Origin of the sequence: Tatumella citrea (genome assembly GCF_002163585.1) — a bacterium.
Classification (GTDB): domain Bacteria; phylum Pseudomonadota; class Gammaproteobacteria; order Enterobacterales; family Enterobacteriaceae; genus Tatumella; species Tatumella citrea.
The window spans coordinates 1632240-1649679 of the sequence record NZ_CP015579.1; the positions used below are offsets into that span (position 1 = coordinate 1632240).

Below are 17440 nucleotides of genomic sequence, written 5' to 3' on the forward strand. Positions count from 1 at the left end.
CGGGTTTGATATTTCACCAGCGGCAAGTGGTTCAGAGAGACTATAAAAACTGTTATCCTGCTGGCGTATCAGCGGGATGCTTTGTCGTGCAAAGGTTACAGCCGGCAGGTATAACCTGATAGTCAGGGTTACAGGTCAGTGGTTTGGACACGGCACTGTGACCGGAAATTATCAGTGAATGAGTACCAGAGGGATAGTTATGCTCACACCGCGACGTCGCGTCCGGATTGCCCGTTTCAGGAAACATAAACGCAAGCTGCATCAGCGTCACCGGCAGTCTATTTTCGAATGTGATCGGGAGCAGCAGAATATGGCGAAGAACCGCTTACCGAAAGTGGTGGTGCTGACCGGTGCGGGGATCTCCGCAGAGTCAGGAATCCGTACCTTTCGTGCCAGTGACGGGTTGTGGGAGGATCATAAGGTAGAAGATGTGGCGACTCCTGAAGGGTTTCGTCGTGCACCGCAACTGGTACAGGAATTCTATAACCAGCGTCGCAGGCAACTGCATTCAGAGGAGATTGCCCCGAATAATGCACATCTGGCGCTGGCAAGGCTGGAATCAGTTCTGGGTGATAATCTGCTGCTGGTCACACAGAATATCGATAATTTGCATGAGAGGGCCGGAAGTCAGCGAGTGGTCCATATGCATGGAGAATTGCTGAAAGTCCGCTGTGAAGAGAGCGGGCAGGTGATCCAGTGGACTGGCGATATTACTGCCGATGACCGTTGTACCTGCTGCCAGTTTCCGGCACGTTTACGGCCGCACATTGTCTGGTTTGGCGAAATGCCTTTCGGGATGGAGCGGATTTATCAGGCGTTGTCAGAAGCGAATATTTTTATTGCCATTGGGACTTCCGGACATGTTTATCCGGCTGCCGGATTTGTGCATGAAGCGACCCTGCAGGGGGCGCATACTGTGGAACTTAATCTGGAACCCAGCCAGGTCAACAATGAGTTTGCTGAATGCCATTACGGGCCGGCTACCACCCTGGTACCGGAATATATCAGTGAGCTACTGAAACACCTGCACCAGTAAGATATTTGCAGCCGGGAATAAGCTAAGGCTTATCCCCGGCCCGTTATTGCCTGCCTGGTTATGATAGTAAACTTTGTTCTCCCGTTTCACCGGGCGTGTCGTTCAGGTCTGCATCAGACCTGCAGTTAAGCGGGATATTTGCTGACTCAGCCTCCGAATGCAGGGGATAACGTGCGGTAAACATAATTACCGCACCTACTTCATTCACGGTGACCTCACGAAACAGTTGTCGAAGCTGTGATTGCAGCAAGGCCGCACTGTCATGATAATTTGTGAAAATCCCCTTACGATTCATAATCTTCAACAGAATACGGCCGAAGATGTTATGTCGCTGCAATTCACCACTGATGGTGGTTCCAAACAACATTCCGTCAGCACTCAGTGCCTGGCTAGCGTTTTTCAGGGCAATAAACTTGTCTTCTGCGCTGCCATTCAGGCAATGCAGCACATAATATAAAGCCAGTGAGTTATAACGCTGGTGTAGATATTCGGGAAAGGGCTGGAAAATATCGTGACGGACAGTGGCCTTCACGCGTGCCGGCCCGATGCGCCGTAACGCCAGAAACAGGCATTCGGTATTCAGATCTAATAAGGTTAACTGGCAGATGTTCATACAGTGGCGGGGATAATAGCCGGTACCTGCACCTATATCCAGATGGCGGTTTGACAGATTTTTCCGGTAGAACGGTAACTGAATATCGGAGGTGGGACATCTCCAGGCAAAACGATTGGCGACTGACAAAACCCACCAGTCATATAAACTCAGTGAGAAGCTGTTATAGGCTCTGACTCCGGGCTGGCTGTCCATGGTTATCACTCCCTGTGATCCGCTGAAAGAGTTAAACGGGTTATTTCCCTCGTAGGTAATATCAGCTTTTGGCAATCTCCTGACAGCCGCAAGCCTGACAAATCTAACAGCATTGCCAAATAAACCCAAATCTTGTGTGGTTAATTTACGAATATCATTCAAAAAAACAACCGGGCAGCACGTCCTCTTTGCGGGTGGCCGGACTACGCCAGGGCAGATTGAGTTTCTGCAGGGAAAACCTGCGCACGACCCGCAGGCCAACTGACCATCACTGGTAAACCCAATGATGAGGCCATTTGACGGGTTGTATCATTATCTAACTGGCAGGCGATGACCTTTTCACCATTGAACAGACTCACACTGGTCTCGATTATCCTGCCCTGATAATCAGAGTGATGAATACTCCCCGGGATCCCTTCGACGCCCGGGTGTGACTCCGCAGGGGTAATGCTGAGATCTTCGGGGCGGACCAGTAACTGTACCTGATCTCCGGCATGGACAGGCCACCGGCACTGAACCCTGTTCTGATAACCGCCGACACTGACCAGTGCTTCTTCATCTGCCAGCGGTGACAGAACCCGGGCAGTGAGCTGATTTACTTCGCCGATAAATCCGGCAACGAACAGACTGGCCGGTTGCTGATAAATAGTTTGTGGGCTGCCATCCTGCATGACCTGGCCATCTTTCAATACCACTATCCGGTCTGACAGGGCCATAGCTTCATGTCGGTCATGGGTGACGAAAATAAAGGTAATCCCCAGACGCTGCTGCAGAATTTTTAGCTGGTTTTGCATCTGCTTACGCAACGGAAAATCCAGTGCAGACAGAGGCTCATCCAGCAGTAACAATGCAGGACGACTGATTACGGCTCTGGCGATCGCCACTCGTTGCTGCTGACCGCCGGATAACTGTGCCGGACGGTAACCGGCAAAATCTGCCAGTTGCACCATCTCCAGTGCTTCGGTCACCCGTTGATGGATTTCTGTCGTTGGGCGACGTTGCATACGCAGACTAAAACCTACGTTTTCCGCCACACTTATATGGGGGAACAGGGCGTAATTCTGAAAGACAGTCCCTACAGGACGCTGTTCGGCTGGCAGGGCTGTGATATCACTTCCGTTAAGCAAAAGGGTGCCCTGATCAGGGCTTTCCAGCCCGGCAATCAGCCTCAGCAGTGTGGTTTTTCCGCAGCCTGAAGGGCCCAGCAGAGTAACAAACTCACCCTGAGATAAGGTCAGACTGAGATCCGGAATTACGGTTTTTTTATCAAATACTTTACGGATACTGTTAAGCGTCACCAGTGCTGATGGCGCGGAAATTGGCGTCATAGGATTCACTCTGAACAATAAACAAGCCGCCGGCTGAAAGATAAGTTGGCTGAACGTTACCGGTGGATAATACCCCAATTGCCGGAGACTGTCAGGGAAACCGCGGTGAACCCCGGATTACCCCCGGGCTGGTCCCTGGCAACGCAAAACAGGGAAATACAGCAGCGTTTAATTAATTAATATAAACGAACGCTTTATGACTTCGGACAAAATAACAGGGCTTCGATATGTCAATAATAACCAATGATGACAAAGGAGCCTGAGATGGAAAAATTACTGGATAGATTTTTACAATATGTTCAGGTAGATACGCAGTCGAAAGTGCAATGTCGTGCCGGGCAGGTACCCAGCAGTGAAGGTCAATGGCAACTGGCCAGAATGCTGATGGCAGAATTAGAAACACTGGGATGTGTTGATATCAGTTTAAGTGAACATTGTTGTCTGACGGCAACCTTACCGGCTACGGTCAGCGAGCCGGTACCGGTAGTAGGCTTTATTGCCCACCTTGATACCGCACCGGATTGCAGCGGCAAAAATGTTCAGCCGCAACTGGTAGAAAATTATCGTGGCGGGGATATTGCGTTGGGTATCGGCGATGAAATTCTGTCACCGGTCCTTATTCCGGTATTGCATCAGTTACATGGTCATACCCTGATTACCACCGACGGTAAAACCCTGCTCGGTGCCGATGATAAAGCAGGCATTGCGGAAATTATTACTGCGCTGGCCCGCCTGAAACAGCAGCAACGACCCCACGGCAAAATTCGTGTCGCTTTCACTCCGGATGAAGAAACGGGAACAGGGGCCGCACTGTTCAATATTGAGGAATTTGGTGCTGACTGGGCTTACACGGTTGACGGTAGCGGTGCCGGGGAATTCGAGTACGAAAATTTTAATGCCGGCAGGGCTATCGTAAAAATTACCGGTAATAGCGCACACACCGGAGAGGCGAAAGGCAAGCTGCTTAATGCGCTGGAGCTGGCCTGGGAATTCCACGCGCAGTTACCTCCTGAAGAGAAGCCGGAAAATACCACCGATTACCAGGGTTTTTATCATCTGGATTCGGTGAAAGGAAATGCAGGGCGGGCCGAAATGCATTATCTGGTGCGCGATTTTGTCTGGCAGGATTTTCTGTTGCGTCAGCAACGGCTTGAAGCTATTGCCGGCAGAATGGATCATCAGTATGGCAGCCATGCGTCAGTATCGGTGAGTTTTCAACAAAGCTACCGGAATATGCGTGAGAAAATCGAGGCACGACCTCAGGTGATTGATCTGGCATTGCAGGCCATCGAACAGTGCGGAATAGTTCCGGTGGTGAAACCCGTACGCGGAGGAACGGATGGTGCAGTATTGTCCTGGCAGGGATTACCCTGTCCGAATCTGTTTACAGGCGGATTTAACTTTCACGGCAAACATGAATTTGCTTCACTAAACATTATGGACCTGAGTGTGCAGGTAATTATGCAGATTGCCGAACTTGCTGCGGTGGGCAAACAAGTCGCCCACTAATATTCCACAGAATTGTCCGGTGCGGGACAATTCTGTGTGGTTACAGATTATTCCTCAGCATCCTGATCGTCAAAATACCAGTAACCGCTGTTGACCAGCCCGGCCAGCTGATTCAGAAATGCAGGATCGTCCAGAGCATCGGCAAAATCATCCACAGTCAGAGTCATTTTATTGGCCAGCATATGTAATGCCTGCGGCCAGCGACAACTGAGACTTTCACCGTTAATAAATACCAATTCTCCGAGCGTAATCACCCTCAGCCCGCCAAGGCGCGTCAGGGTATCCCCCTGTTGCAACGCATCAAGGATCTCATCAGGCTGATACGGTGGTTCCGGCGGGGCGATATCCAGCTCATGGCGTGACTGGGAAATAAATTCGCCAAACCATTGATTAAAACTGGCAGGTTTGCTGATAAGCCCAAGCATCATGCCCCGGATAGCCTCAGTTTCGGCTGGCAAAATCTCTGATGGATTGTTGCGGGGGCTAATTTGCGGGTCACTGTAACGATGGGTGCCGATTTCGTTGGCCAGTGCATAGTCTGCAAAGCTGCTTAACAGCTCTTTTCCGGAAGGTGCGCGGAAGCCTACCGAATAATTCAGGGCATTTTCCAGCGAATATCCGTCATGAGGAAAACCCGGTGGAATATAGACAATATCGCCGGGTTCCAGAACTTCATCAATAATTGCCTCAAAAGGCTCAACCTGCAGCAAATCAGGATGCGGGCAGTGCTGTTTAATCTGCACATTATTGCCCACACGCCAACGTCGGCGACCGCTGCCCTGAATAATAAACACATCGTACTGATCAAGATGTGGGCCGACACCGCCCCCGGGCACCGAAAAGGAGACCATCAGGTCATCCATTCGCCAGTCGGGCAGGGTACGAAAGGGTTGCATCAACGCAGCCGAAGGCGCATGCCAGTGATCGACAGCCTGAACCAGCAATGACCAGTGAGTCTCTCCAAGATGATCAAAGCTCTCAAATGGACCATGACTGACCTGCCATTTATCATTATCCTGGCTGACCAGCCGACTGTCCGTTTCATTTTCCATCGCCAGCCCGGCAAGTTCATCGGGGGTGATTGGATCGATGAAATCATTAAACCCCTGCTTAATCACTACCGGCTTTTTCTGCCAGTAAGTTGCCAGAAATTCCGGCCAGTTGATGGAAAGTTGGTAGTCCATAGAAACCTTCTGTTTTGCTGAAGTTATGGCCCAGTATATCAGTCTGACCGGGGCGAAGTCTGGCAGAATTTACATCTGTTGCTGGCGGAATATCACTTCCATCCGGGTACCACCCAGAGCGCTGGAGTGAGCGATAATCTCTCCCTGATAGATATCGACGATTTCCCGGGCCACTGCCAGCCCGATACCCTGACCGGGACGCAGAGTATCAGCGCGTTGGCCGCGCTGGAAAATAAGATCACGTTTACTGACCGGAATCCCCGGACCATCGTCGTCAATAAAAAGGTGCAACTCAGTTTCGCTTTGCATGGCGGTGACTTCAATAAATTCCAGGCAATATTTACAGGCGTTATCCAGAACATTACCCATCACTTCCATAAAATCATTTTGATCGCCGCAGAAGGTTAACTCCGGAGAGATATCCAGTGACAGAACGATACCTTTCCGCTGATAAACTTTGTTCAGTGCAGAGCAAAGGCTGTCTGATAATGCCGGAACTGAATGCAGATCACGTTGCAACGGATTATGGTCAGCATGCAGGCTGGCACGATGCAGATAATAGCCAATTTGCTGCGATATCCGGCTAATTTGCTCTAACATCACCGGTTCAGCCTCTTCAATAGTTAACCGGTGCCCGCCACGCAATGAACGTAACGTACTTTGCAGGACCGCCAGCGGCGTTTTCAGGCTGTGAGTCAGATCAGACAGAGTTGTGTGGTAGCGCATTCCCCTCTGACGTTCGTTATTCAGTAGCAGGTTCAGGTTACGCACCAGACTGCGCAATTCCTGCGGTGGACTGGAGTCCAGACTGTCACGTTTATTGGTTTCAAGTTCGTGAATTTGAGAAGCCAGCAGCCCTATAGGTTTCAGGCTCCAGCGAGCGGCCAGCCATAACAGCGGGATCACCAGCAGCAGGTTGGCGGCCAGCACATAACTGAACCACATCCAGACTACGTCAGAGTGTTGCAGCTCCTGGGGAATCGAATCCACCACAACAATGGTCAGTGCCGGCAGGCTCGGTGTCGCGTCATAGCGGTTTACCGCGACGGAGTGAGTGAAGGTATCGTCATTGGCCAACTGGCTCATTTTTTGTCGCGCTACGCGATCATCGCCGATAGCTTCCAGGCTGGTATGGTTATTGGTATCAATTTCGTAGAAGTCGCTTTTCAGCAACCAGCTGGGATGAATTTCCGAGCGGATTTCCGGGACATCACGTAACTGCCACAGTAGCTGACCATGTTCATTATAAATAAATACCAGCGTCGGGAAATTAAGCTTAATACGTTCCGGTGTAGCAATGGTCAGTTTGTTATCCTGCCACTGCGCAAGGGTGAAAAACAGGTTACTCTCGCCGCGCAATACACGGTAGGTGTTATTGTCGAAACCAATCACATAGCCAACGACCGCCACCACTCCGTAGGACAGTGACAAAAACAACACCAGCACCGAGGCAGCTAACAAGAACCGCACCCGCAATGACAGCGGACCGTGCGGCGAAATAATATGGCGCAGGCGTTTAGCAATACTCAAAACGATAGCCCTGGCTACGGACAGTGGTAATCACATCACCATCATGCAATTGCTGTATCTTTTTGCGTAAACGGCCCATCAGCACATCAATGGTATGGCTTTCACGCAATTCCGCATCCGGATAGAGTTGCAGCATCAGAGACTCTTTACTGACGACCTTGCCGGCATTACGGATTAGCGTTTCGACAATAGTGTACTCAAAGACGGTCAGTTTTACCGGTTGCTGGTTAATAGTCAGTTCTTTGCGGGATAAATCGACCTGGAAGGGACCGGAATCGATCACCTGAGAAGCATGTCCACTGTTACGGCGCATTAGTGCCTGTAACCGCGCGGCGACTTCTTCAATATGAAACGGTTTGGTGACGTAGTCATCAGCACCGGCTTCGAGTGCTTCAACTTTAGCCTGCCAGCCTTCGCGGGCAGTCAGTACCAGAATAGGCTGTTTTACTGAGCGGGCTCGCCAGCGACGAATCAACGTCATGCCGTCTTCTCCGGGCAAGCCAAGATCGATTAGGGCGACATCGGGTTCATGTTCTGACAGAAAATAATCCGCTTCTTTGGCGTCTTCGGCAGCATCAACCTGATGCCCCATATCACGCAACTGGACCGCCAGATGGTGACGCAACAGAGCATTATCTTCAATAACCAGCACACGCATAATAAAACCTCAAACCAGGCAGGATGGACTATCTGGTCAGTATACGTGATTTGGGGTAAACAGGGGATGAACACAGACCGGATTATCCGGCCTGTGTTGGCAGGTTATTTCAGTTCATCAACCATAGTGACAGCACGGCCCAGGTAATTAGCCGGAGTCATTGCTTTCAGACGGGTTTTTTCTTCTTCCGGCAGCGGCAGGGTATCGATAAACTCCTGCATTCCTTGGGCATCAACGCGCTTACCGCGGGTCAGTTCTTTCAGTTTTTCATACGGCTTTTCGATACCGTAACGACGCATCACGGTCTGTACCGGCTCAGCCAGCACTTCCCAGTTATGGTCCAGTTCATCCAGCAGACGATCACGGTTAACTTCCAGTTTGGAAATACCTTTCAGGGTAGATTGATAAGCAATCACCGCATAACCGATACCGACGCCCAGGTTACGCAGCACAGTGGAGTCTGTCAGGTCACGCTGCCAGCGGGAAACCGGCAGTTTGGCAGCCAGATGCTGCAGAACCGCATTTGCCAGACCGAGGTTACCTTCCGAGTTTTCGAAATCGATCGGGTTCACTTTATGCGGCATGGTTGAAGAACCAATTTCGCCGGCAATGGTTTTTTGCTTAAAGTGGTTCAGAGCGATATAACCCCAGATATCACGGTCGAAATCGATCAGGATGGTGTTAAACCGGGCCACACAGTCAAACAGTTCTGCAATGTAATCGTGAGGTTCGATCTGAGTGGTGTACGGGTTCCAGCGGATACCCAGTGAAGTCACAAACTCTTCACTCAGCTGATGCCAGTTCACTTCCGGATAAGCGGCAATATGGGCGTTGTAGTTACCTACGGCACCATTGATTTTACCAAGAATTTCAACCTGCTCTAACTGACGAACCTGACGAGCCATCCGGTAAGCCACGTTAGCCATCTCTTTACCCAGTGTAGAAGGGGTAGCAGGCTGGCCGTGGGTACGGGAAAGTAACGGCAGATCACGGTACTCGGTGGCCAGAGTTTCCAGCGCCTGAGTCAGTTGCTGCCAGTAAGGCAGAATAACTTCACGACGGGCTGTTTCCAGCATCAGAGCATGAGACAGGTTATTAATATCTTCAGAAGTACAGGCAAAATGAATAAATTCGGAAACGGCCTGCAGGGCAGGAACTGATTCAACTTTTTCTTTCAGGAAGTACTCGACCGCTTTCACATCGTGGTTAGTGGTGCGTTCGATGGTTTTGATACGTGCTGCATCTTCTTCGCTAAAATTGGCGACGATCTGGTCAAGGTAAGCGTTTGCGTCAGCATCAAATGCAGGAACTTCCTTGATTTCTGCGGTTGAAGCCAGTTTTTGTAACCAGCGAACTTCAACCTGAACACGATATTTCAGTAAACCAAACTCACTGAAAATCGCGCGCAGCGGGCTGACTTTTTCCCCATAGCGTCCATCAACAGGGGAAACGGCGGTCAGTGCGGATAATTCCATCAGTGCAACTCCTGAATCATTGTAAAAGCAGTCATGCTGTCGCCAGTTAAAATCCGGGCGACAAACGGGATAAAATTGATTTCGCTTCTCCGACAATCCGGGAGCGACTAAACATTAAGTGCAGGCGGCTACCGCCTACCTGTTGCCAGAGTACCGCACTGCGGATACCCGTCAGCAGCGAGGCTCGTACTTTGCTCTGTACCTGGCTGTTCTGTAATACTGCCGATGATCCGGTGACCTGAATTCGCGGGCCAATCGGGCTGATAACATCGACGTAGATGCCAGCAATAGCGGCTATCACAGTATCAGAGTCCAGCGCATAATGCTGCAACTGACGGTCCAGCCCGGAAATTCGCTGTGTCAGTTGTTGCAGAGCCTTACGGTTACTGTGCAGTTTACGTTCCAGCATCAACAAACTGAGCGTATAACGGGTCAGTTCGGCACTCACACCCTGGCGCGAGGGATTATGCAGGACGGCAATCAGGGTTTCCAGACCAAAACGCAGGTTAGCTGCATCTCCGCCATAAACGGCGAGGGTATCGGGTGGATTAAGATCCACCAGACTTTGCAACGACACCCGAAACACCTCTGGTGGGCAACTGCCCTGATGGGCCAGTTGCTGTGCCAGATGAGCTGCCTGGCAAACGCCGGCCAGTGCCAGCGTGATTTCCCTGATATTTTTTGCCACGGTGTCCCCGTTATTATTCAGCGCCAGGCAGAGGCAGGCGCTGTTCGATAACGCCGCCGCCCAGACAAATGTCATCCAGATAGAATACCGCAGACTGTCCCGGAGTGACTGCTGCCACTGGCTCATCAAACCGCACTTCAATCCGTTCATCTGACAGAGGGATCACTTCACACGGAATATCGGTCTGACGGTAACGGGTTTTGACGGTACAACGGAACGGTGCGGTGACCGGCAGCCGGTCAACCCAGTCCAGTTGCTGAGCAATCAGGCCCACGGACATCAGACGCGGATGTTCTGCACCCTGAGCGACAATTAGCCGGTTGGTGGCAACATCTTTATCTACCACGTACCAGGGATCATCGTTGCTGTCTTTCAGTCCACCGATGCCCAGGCCTTTGCGCTGGCCGAGAGTGTGATACATCAGCCCCTGATGCTCACCCAGCACCTGGCCTTCGGTATTTTCGATAATTCCTGGCTGTGCAGGCAGATAGCGTCCGAGGAAATCTCGGAATTTACGCTCACCGATAAAACAGATACCGGTAGAGTCTTTCTTACGGGCGGTCACCAGATCTAGCTGTTCCGCAATACGGCGGACTTCCGGTTTTTCCAGTTCTCCGACCGGGAACAGACTCTGGCCTACCTGCTGGTGGCTCAGGGTGTACAGGAAGTAGCTTTGATCTTTATTGGCATCCAGGCCGCGCAACAGGCGACTTTTACCGTCAACATCCTGGCGGCGAACGTAGTGACCGGTAGCAATCAAATCTGCCCCGAGATCTTCGGCGGCAAATTCAAGGAAGGCTTTAAATTTGATCTCTTTGTTGCAGAGGATATCCGGATTTGGCGTGCGCCCGGCTTTGTACTCTTCAAGGAAATGTTCGAATACATTGTCCCAGTACTCTGCTGCAAAGTTAATCTTATGCAGACGGATACCCAGTTTATCGCATACAGCTTGTGCATCAGCCAAATCTTCGGCAGCAGTACAGTATTCTTCCCCGTCGTCTTCTTCCCAGTTCTTCATGAAAAGACCTTCAACCTGGTATCCCTGCTGTAACAGCAGCCAGGCTGACACGGAAGAATCTACCCCGCCGGACATACCGACGATTACTTTTTTTTGACTATTGTCAGACATGACCTACTCACACAAGACGTATTTATAAAAAAACCGGCGGCGCATTCTACCATGACACAGTCTGTTACGCATCCCTGACGGACGGCCAATTGAAGGCTGAAACCAGGCTCAGAGGATAGCGCTCCGGCTGCTGCCAGAGCCGTACAGATTCGGCAACCAACGGAGAACGCAGGTTATCTGCCGCGATAACAGCTTCAGGGGTTAGCCAGTGGCAGCGGTCGATATCACTGTCCTGCGGCGAGGTTTCCGCACAAATCGCGAGGTCCAGCCCGAACAGAAAGCGAATAAACGGTGTTTTATCCGGGGCAATCCACTGCTGAACTCCCAGGAAATAGTGCGGTTCTGCCTGCAGTCCGGTTTCCTCATACAACTCCCGGCTGACAGCCTCTGCCAGTGTTTCATCAGCTTCCAGATGACCTGCCGGCTGATTGAGAGTCGGTAATCCGTTAATCCGTTCTTCCACGACCAGTAATTTGCCTTCGGCGTGAACCATACAGGCGACGGTAATGTGCGGCCTAAACATAAATACTCCCGGAAACAGGGAAAAGATAGTGTCGGAAATCTGGTCTCAGACCTCTGACGAGGAACTCACTTCACGCCACTCTCCGGAGGTCAGATTATCCAGAGTATAGCTGCCGATAGCATAGCGGATAAGCCGCAATGTCGGGAAACCGATAAACGCCGTCATTCTCCGAACCTGACGATTACGTCCTTCATGCAGCACAATTTTCAGCCAGCAGTCTGGAACGGACTTACGCTCGCGGATGGGCGGCTGGCGTGGCCACAACCAGAGCGGTTCCGAAACCCGTTCAACCGTGGCAGGCAGAGTAGGGCCATCTTTCAGGGTCACTCCGTCACGCAGCCGTTGCAGATCCTGCTCTGTGGGATCACCTTCAACCTGCACAAAATAGGTTTTCCCGGTCCGTTTGCCGGGCTGAGTCAGGCGAGCCTGTAATTTGCCGTCGTTGGTCAACAGCAGTAAGCCTTCACTGTCACGGTCCAGCCGGCCGGCGGCATAAACACCGCTCAACGGAATAAACTCTTTTAGCGTCCGGCGCCCGCTTTCATCGGTGAACTGTGGCAGCACATCGAAAGGTTTGTTAAACAGAATGATCTTCCGGGGTTGTTGACTAACCGGAGTCCGGGAAGGGCGGGTTGACCGCTGAGGATGTCGGGATTTGTTAAACATAATGTGTATTATTGACCAGAATCACAGCAGTATAACCCGGATAGGGTATTTTGGCTGTAGTCTGTCGAAGAGTCATCCTGCGGAAAATATGCTAACCGCCGGTTTTTCGTACAGTTATTCAGCAGGCTGAACAAATCTGCCTGTAACTACCCATCTGCATCACAATTCCCCGGTCAGGGAAATAAAATGCTTATCACCGGTGAAAATTTGCGGTAATACTCTTAGTCACCACGTCCCCGGCAACGGGTAAGCGGATACATTTTTTTGCATGCTATTGCCTGCGTATTCGGGTACTATTGTCCGGCATCTTACAAATCATTAACATAAAATCGCTCGAAGGAGAGGTTGATGGAAAGCAAAGTTGTTGTTCCGGCGGAAGGTCAGAAGATTACTGTTAGTCAGGGAAAACTCGTTGTACCTAATAACCCTGTGATCCCTTACATCGAAGGGGACGGGATTGGGGTTGATGTTTCTCCTGTTATGCTGAAAGTAGTTGATGCCGCCGTAGAGAAAGCTTACAAGGGCGACCGCAAGATTTCCTGGATGGAAATCTACACTGGCGAGAAATCTGTTGAACTGTATGGTCCGGATGTCTGGCTGCCGAAGGAAACCCTCGACCTTATCAAAGAATATCGCGTTGCCATCAAAGGCCCATTAACCACTCCGGTTGGCGGAGGCATTCGCTCACTGAACGTTGCACTGCGTCAGGAGCTCGATTTATATATCTGTCTGCGTCCGGTTCGTTACTACACCGGTACTCCAAGCCCGCTGAAACGTCCTGAAGATACCGACATGGTGATCTTCCGTGAAAACTCCGAAGATATCTATGCAGGTATCGAATGGAAAGCAGGTACCGCTGAAGCGGACAAAGTGATCAAATTCCTGCGTGAAGAAATGGGTGTTAAAAAAATCCGTTTCCCTGAGCAGTGTGGTATCGGTGTTAAGCCGTGTTCTGAAGAAGGTACCAAACGTCTGGTGCGTGCAGCGGTGGAATACACCATTGCCAACGACCGTGACAGCCTGACTCTGGTTCACAAAGGCAACATCATGAAATTCACCGAAGGTTCTTTCAAAGACTGGGGTTACCAGTTAGTGAAAGAAGAATTCGGCGCTGAGCTGCTGGATGGCGGCCCATGGATGAAATTCAAAAATCCTAAAACCGGCAAAGAAATCATCGTTAAAGATGTTATCGCTGATGCCTTCCTGCAACAGATTCTGCTGCGTCCTGCTGAATACGACGTTATTGCCTGTATGAACCTGAATGGCGACTACATTTCTGACGCCCTGGCAGCTCAGGTCGGCGGGATCGGTATTGCTCCGGGTGCCAACATCGGTGATGACTGCGCGCTGTTCGAAGCAACCCACGGTACTGCACCAAAATACGCAGGTCAGGATAAAGTGAACCCGGGTTCAGTGATTCTGTCTGCAGAAATGATGTTACGTCATATGGGCTGGACCGAAGCGGCTGACCTTATCGTTAAAGGTATGGAAGGCGCTATCGCCGCTAAAACCGTCACCTACGATTTCGAACGTCTGATGGACGGCGCTAAACTGCTGAAATCTTCAGAGTTTGGTGATGCGATTATCGCAAATATGTAATTTCCGGTAACGGTGGTTACAAGTGGAACGGGTCCCGGATGGGGCCCGTTTTTGTTTAAACCCGCTGTTAAATTTACTCAATTCCCTGATAATTTTCCCGTATCCAATGATTTAAATTCCTTGCAATGGACATTGGTGAGCCAGTGTGAAATCAACTTGCTGAGTACTTCTGTATTTATCTAATACCAGCGAGGTATGAGCAGGTATGTTCATCAGGACTTACTTAGTTGTGGCAACGGAAACTTTTCTGTTATTGACTCTTTTTGGAGTCTTTTATTGCCTTAAGACCTGCCAGGGAAAACCGCTTAAAATGATCGGTCAGTTCCTGAGCCTGCATTGCCGCAACTTCGCTTACAGGTCCGGGTATTCGGTTTCCTGCTACTATCAGCATCATGCATGGCGCAATCACACTTAACATACAAGGCAATAACGCCGGGTCATCTTCGCTGATACCTGCTGCTTCGCTGACTATTTTCCTGACTGACTTAATTTTTCCCAACCCTTCACTGTTTACGAAATCGGCGAGTTGTACTGAGGGAGCCAGTAATTCTCGTGCTAATACGCGTCTGTACCAGCCACATTCTTCATTCATTTTTGAGATGAAAATTTCAATAAATGCGCCCAGTTTTTCATCCGGGTGCACCGGGCTGGCAGCAAGTCTAGCCAGTTTGTCACCATCCAGATAGTGTTGATGTGCCATCGAAAGGACTGCGAGGTAGAGTCCATCTCTGCCACCGAAATGATAGTTGATCGCCGCCAGGTCAACCCCTGCGGCACTGGCTATCGACTTGTTAGTCGTATGTGCAAGACCATGTTCGGCAATCAGTTGGCCAGCGGCTTCCAGGATTTTTATCCGGGTTAACTCACCATCACTACGACGTTCTCTGCTCATAGATCATTCCGGTTACAAATTTTTTTCGAATATAGGTTTATTATCTCACATTTAAAGTTTAAATTTAATTTAAACTAAGGGGTGAGATACCTAACTTAAGTAAAAGTAAAATAGTACCATGTGGCATTTTACTTAAATTTATCCAGATATCAGCTGGTTATGGGTGGGCGTGAGATATGAAACGAAAGGTTTTGATTGTAGGTTTAGGCATCAGTGGAATGTCAGCTGCTATTTCTCTTAAAAAACAAGGTTGGTTTCCGGTCCTGATTGAGCGTTCTTCTGAACGAAGGAAGGGGGGATATTTTATTGGCTTGCGTGAGGAGGGAAAACAAGCGGCCGAATCATTAGGTGCGTTTAAGTACATGCCTAACCGTACTCCTCAGAAAGCACAGTTCTACGATATTAATAAGGATGGTAACAGAAGGCCAATCAGAGATATTACGAATGAAACAAACGCTCCTGTTGCGTTACTCCGTGGTGATATTGAGGAGGCACTCTGGAAGGTCATTGATGAGAGTATTGAAGTCCGATTTGATACCGGTCCCGTAAGTATTACTAATAAAGAATTCACTGCTTCAGTGTCCCTCCGGCAGGGGGATGGCCCTGTATATGAAGAGGATTATGATCTTGTTATCGGCGCTGATGGCATACGTTCAAGCGTACGCGAAATGGTTTTTGGCTCTGACGACAATTTTTTGCATCCGGTTGGAACCGTTCTTTGCGCATTTCCTTTATCAGAACAGTTAAAAGGATTCTCTCAGGGGGATGGCATAATTATAGCTGAAAAAGGCCGGTCACTAACGGTTTTCCCGTTAGCCAACATGCCACCCACTGCATTATTTTCCTACAGAATTTCAGGAGAAAAAGTAACTTCTAAAAAACTTCCGGCCGAAACCTTACATAAGATTTTTAGCGGTCTGGATAACAGCGGGCTTATATCCTCTGTACTGGATGAATTGTCAGGTACTCAGGATTATGTGTTTGATACAGTAAATATGGTGAAAATGTCATCCTGGTCAAAAGGGCGGGTTGTTCTGCTTGGCGATGCTGCATGGTGCCTGACTCTGTATTCTGGTATGGGTGCGTCTGCCGGGATGATCGGCGGGGTAGCATTAGGTAATGCCCTTGCAGGAAATGAGAGCAATATCGACGATGCTCTTAATGAATATGAAAAGAGCATGAGACCTTTTATTGAAAAGCACCAGCGCTTCGTAAGGCTACGCTCGCAACTTTTCGTGCCATCAAGCAATTTCTTTGTGAAGATTAGGCGTTTCTTGTGGAAAATTTTGACTAAATCAATTAAGTAAATGTCTTTGATATATATAAGAAATATTGCCTGTAAAAAATAGTGTCACGGCCCTTGCAATAACAAACTAAATCGTCGGGCATTTACAGAACGAACAGGCTGCACAAATATAAAAGTGGCTTACCAGCGAATAAATCGAAAAAACAATCCCGGGAGAAAGATTAAGTGGTAAGCAGTTTTAGTTTATCGGCCAGCCTGGTAACACCAGATATCAATGGATGTATATTGACCGTAATGATATAAGACTAATCTCCATAACATTAAAAAGGATTTTTTTGTGGGATTCAATAGATTAATTACACCTCAGATAATTACAGTGTTATATGCTCTGACCCTGATATTATCCTTAATTGGCGCTTTGTTTAACCTGTCACAAGGGAAAGTTAGCGAAGCGATCGTTTTAATCATTATTGCTGTTTTCAGTAGAGTATTCTTCGAATGCGTTATTGTTAGCTTTAAAAATAATGAATATCTTAAACGTATAGCCGAGGCACTGGAAAAACGTCCGCTATAGTCATTTCAGATAAATACCCTCCATATGAGGGTATTACTGTTCTGACGATAAACTCGTTGTTCTGACTGCACTCCGGAGGCGGAACACCCCGGCCAGTCGGTGCAGTTTAGGCCAGACATTTGTTCAGCGATGACTGCTATTGGCGGTGAACAGGCGGCATAAAATGGTGATAATTTCCTGCAGCTGACTGCTGCAGGAAATTATCGACCAGAGTTAAGAATAATTAGTGTTTTGACAGTGAATATCAAAAGGGCGGCAATACCGGAATTACAGCTCATGCAGAGCCCGGGAGACAATATCAGTCATCTCACCAATACGTGGTTCGCAACGACGATAATAGGTCCATTTCCCCACCTTACTGGCTTCGAGCAGACCTGCATCATAGAGGGCTTTAAGACACAATGAGGTGGCGGGTTGTGACAAACCCGTCTTGTCCTGGATGAGGCTGGCACAGACACCATACTGTCCGAAGGGAAAGAGCTGAGAATAGCCTGCAAACGCTTCTTCGGGATTTTTTAGCCATTTCAGCACAGCAACCCGTGTAGGGTTAGCCAGTAACTTAATGGCATTTTCTGGTGACATGCCGCCTCACAAA

Annotated in this window: 17 protein-coding genes; 5 read left to right on the plus strand and 12 right to left on the minus strand. The window is 49.4% G+C overall.

What is annotated here, in order from left to right:
- The first annotated feature begins 199 nt into the window (after nucleotides 1–199).
- Complete coding sequence (cobB, locus tag A7K98_RS07745) at nucleotides 200–1036, plus strand: Sir2 family NAD+-dependent deacetylase (RefSeq protein WP_087488028.1); 837 nt, start codon at nucleotides 200–202, stop codon at nucleotides 1034–1036.
- 58 nt (nucleotides 1037–1094) lie between these two features.
- Here the strand turns inward: cobB and A7K98_RS07750 are convergent, their stop codons facing one another.
- The gene (locus A7K98_RS07750) at nucleotides 1095–1844 is read right to left on the minus strand and encodes a class I SAM-dependent methyltransferase (protein WP_157665901.1); all 750 of its coding nucleotides are present in this window, start codon (nucleotides 1842–1844) and stop codon (nucleotides 1095–1097) included.
- A 203-nt stretch (nucleotides 1845–2047) separates the two neighbouring features.
- Nucleotides 2048–3172 (minus strand): ABC transporter ATP-binding protein, encoded by a 1125-nt coding sequence (locus tag A7K98_RS07755; RefSeq protein WP_087488030.1) that lies wholly within the window; start codon nucleotides 3170–3172, stop codon nucleotides 2048–2050.
- 264 nt (nucleotides 3173–3436) lie between these two features.
- Between A7K98_RS07755 and pepT the strand changes: the two genes are divergently transcribed.
- Nucleotides 3437–4681, plus strand: a complete 1245-nt coding sequence (gene pepT, locus A7K98_RS07760) for a peptidase T (RefSeq protein ID WP_087488031.1) — start codon at nucleotides 3437–3439, stop codon at nucleotides 4679–4681.
- 47 nt (nucleotides 4682–4728) lie between these two features.
- On the opposite strand, the gene A7K98_RS07765 is transcribed toward pepT, so the two are convergent.
- From A7K98_RS07765 to rluE, 8 genes are all read right to left on the minus strand, one after another.
- Nucleotides 4729–5865 carry a ribosomal protein uL16 3-hydroxylase gene (locus A7K98_RS07765; protein ID WP_087488032.1) on the minus strand — a complete coding sequence of 379 codons (1137 nt, stop codon included), beginning with the start codon at nucleotides 5863–5865 and terminating at the stop codon, nucleotides 4729–4731.
- A gap of 69 nt (nucleotides 5866–5934) precedes the next feature.
- Nucleotides 5935–7389: a two-component system sensor histidine kinase PhoQ gene (gene phoQ / locus A7K98_RS07770; protein ID WP_269466932.1), complete on the minus strand. Its 1455-nt coding sequence runs from the start codon at nucleotides 7387–7389 to the stop codon at nucleotides 5935–5937.
- A complete protein-coding gene (gene phoP / locus A7K98_RS07775) occupies nucleotides 7382–8053 on the minus strand; it encodes a two-component system response regulator PhoP (RefSeq protein ID WP_087488033.1) in 672 nt (223 codons plus the stop codon). The genes phoQ and phoP overlap by 8 nt, the downstream gene beginning before the upstream one ends.
- Before the next feature lie 104 nt (nucleotides 8054–8157).
- Nucleotides 8158–9528 (minus strand): adenylosuccinate lyase, encoded by a 1371-nt coding sequence (purB, locus tag A7K98_RS07780; RefSeq protein WP_087488034.1) that lies wholly within the window; start codon nucleotides 9526–9528, stop codon nucleotides 8158–8160.
- Nucleotides 9529–9574: 46 nt separating this feature from the next.
- Nucleotides 9575–10216 (minus strand): high frequency lysogenization protein HflD, encoded by a 642-nt coding sequence (hflD, locus tag A7K98_RS07785; RefSeq protein ID WP_087490416.1) that lies wholly within the window; start codon nucleotides 10214–10216, stop codon nucleotides 9575–9577.
- A 13-nt stretch (nucleotides 10217–10229) separates the two neighbouring features.
- A complete protein-coding gene (gene mnmA, locus A7K98_RS07790) occupies nucleotides 10230–11345 on the minus strand; it encodes a tRNA 2-thiouridine(34) synthase MnmA (RefSeq protein ID WP_087488035.1) in 1116 nt (371 codons plus the stop codon).
- Nucleotides 11346–11409: 64 nt separating this feature from the next.
- Nucleotides 11410–11868 carry an NUDIX domain-containing protein gene (locus A7K98_RS07795; RefSeq protein ID WP_087488036.1) on the minus strand — a complete coding sequence of 153 codons (459 nt, stop codon included), beginning with the start codon at nucleotides 11866–11868 and terminating at the stop codon, nucleotides 11410–11412.
- A 45-nt stretch (nucleotides 11869–11913) separates the two neighbouring features.
- Entirely contained in the window at nucleotides 11914–12534 is a 621-nt protein-coding gene (rluE, locus tag A7K98_RS07800; protein WP_087488037.1) for a 23S rRNA pseudouridine(2457) synthase RluE, read from the minus strand.
- 348 nt (nucleotides 12535–12882) lie between these two features.
- Between rluE and icd the strand changes: the two genes are divergently transcribed.
- Nucleotides 12883–14133, plus strand: a complete 1251-nt coding sequence (gene icd, locus A7K98_RS07805) for an NADP-dependent isocitrate dehydrogenase (RefSeq protein WP_087488038.1) — start codon at nucleotides 12883–12885, stop codon at nucleotides 14131–14133.
- A 250-nt stretch (nucleotides 14134–14383) separates the two neighbouring features.
- On the opposite strand, the gene A7K98_RS07810 is transcribed toward icd, so the two are convergent.
- On the minus strand, nucleotides 14384–15025 hold the full coding sequence (locus A7K98_RS07810; RefSeq protein WP_087488039.1) for a TetR/AcrR family transcriptional regulator: 642 nt from the start codon (nucleotides 15023–15025) through the stop codon (nucleotides 14384–14386).
- Nucleotides 15026–15201: 176 nt separating this feature from the next.
- Here A7K98_RS07810 and A7K98_RS07815 point away from each other — a divergent pair, with 176 nt between their 5' ends.
- Both A7K98_RS07815 and A7K98_RS07820 read left to right on the plus strand, forming a co-directional pair.
- On the plus strand, nucleotides 15202–16332 hold the full coding sequence (locus A7K98_RS07815; protein ID WP_087488040.1) for an FAD-dependent monooxygenase: 1131 nt from the start codon (nucleotides 15202–15204) through the stop codon (nucleotides 16330–16332).
- Between the two features lie 315 nt (nucleotides 16333–16647).
- On the plus strand, nucleotides 16648–16845 hold the full coding sequence (locus A7K98_RS07820; protein WP_232461633.1) for a hypothetical protein: 198 nt from the start codon (nucleotides 16648–16650) through the stop codon (nucleotides 16843–16845).
- Between the two features lie 267 nt (nucleotides 16846–17112).
- Here the strand turns inward: A7K98_RS07820 and A7K98_RS07825 are convergent, their stop codons facing one another.
- Entirely contained in the window at nucleotides 17113–17427 is a 315-nt protein-coding gene (locus A7K98_RS07825; RefSeq protein ID WP_087488042.1) for an ArsR/SmtB family transcription factor, read from the minus strand.
- Nucleotides 17428–17440: the final 13 nt, after the last annotated feature.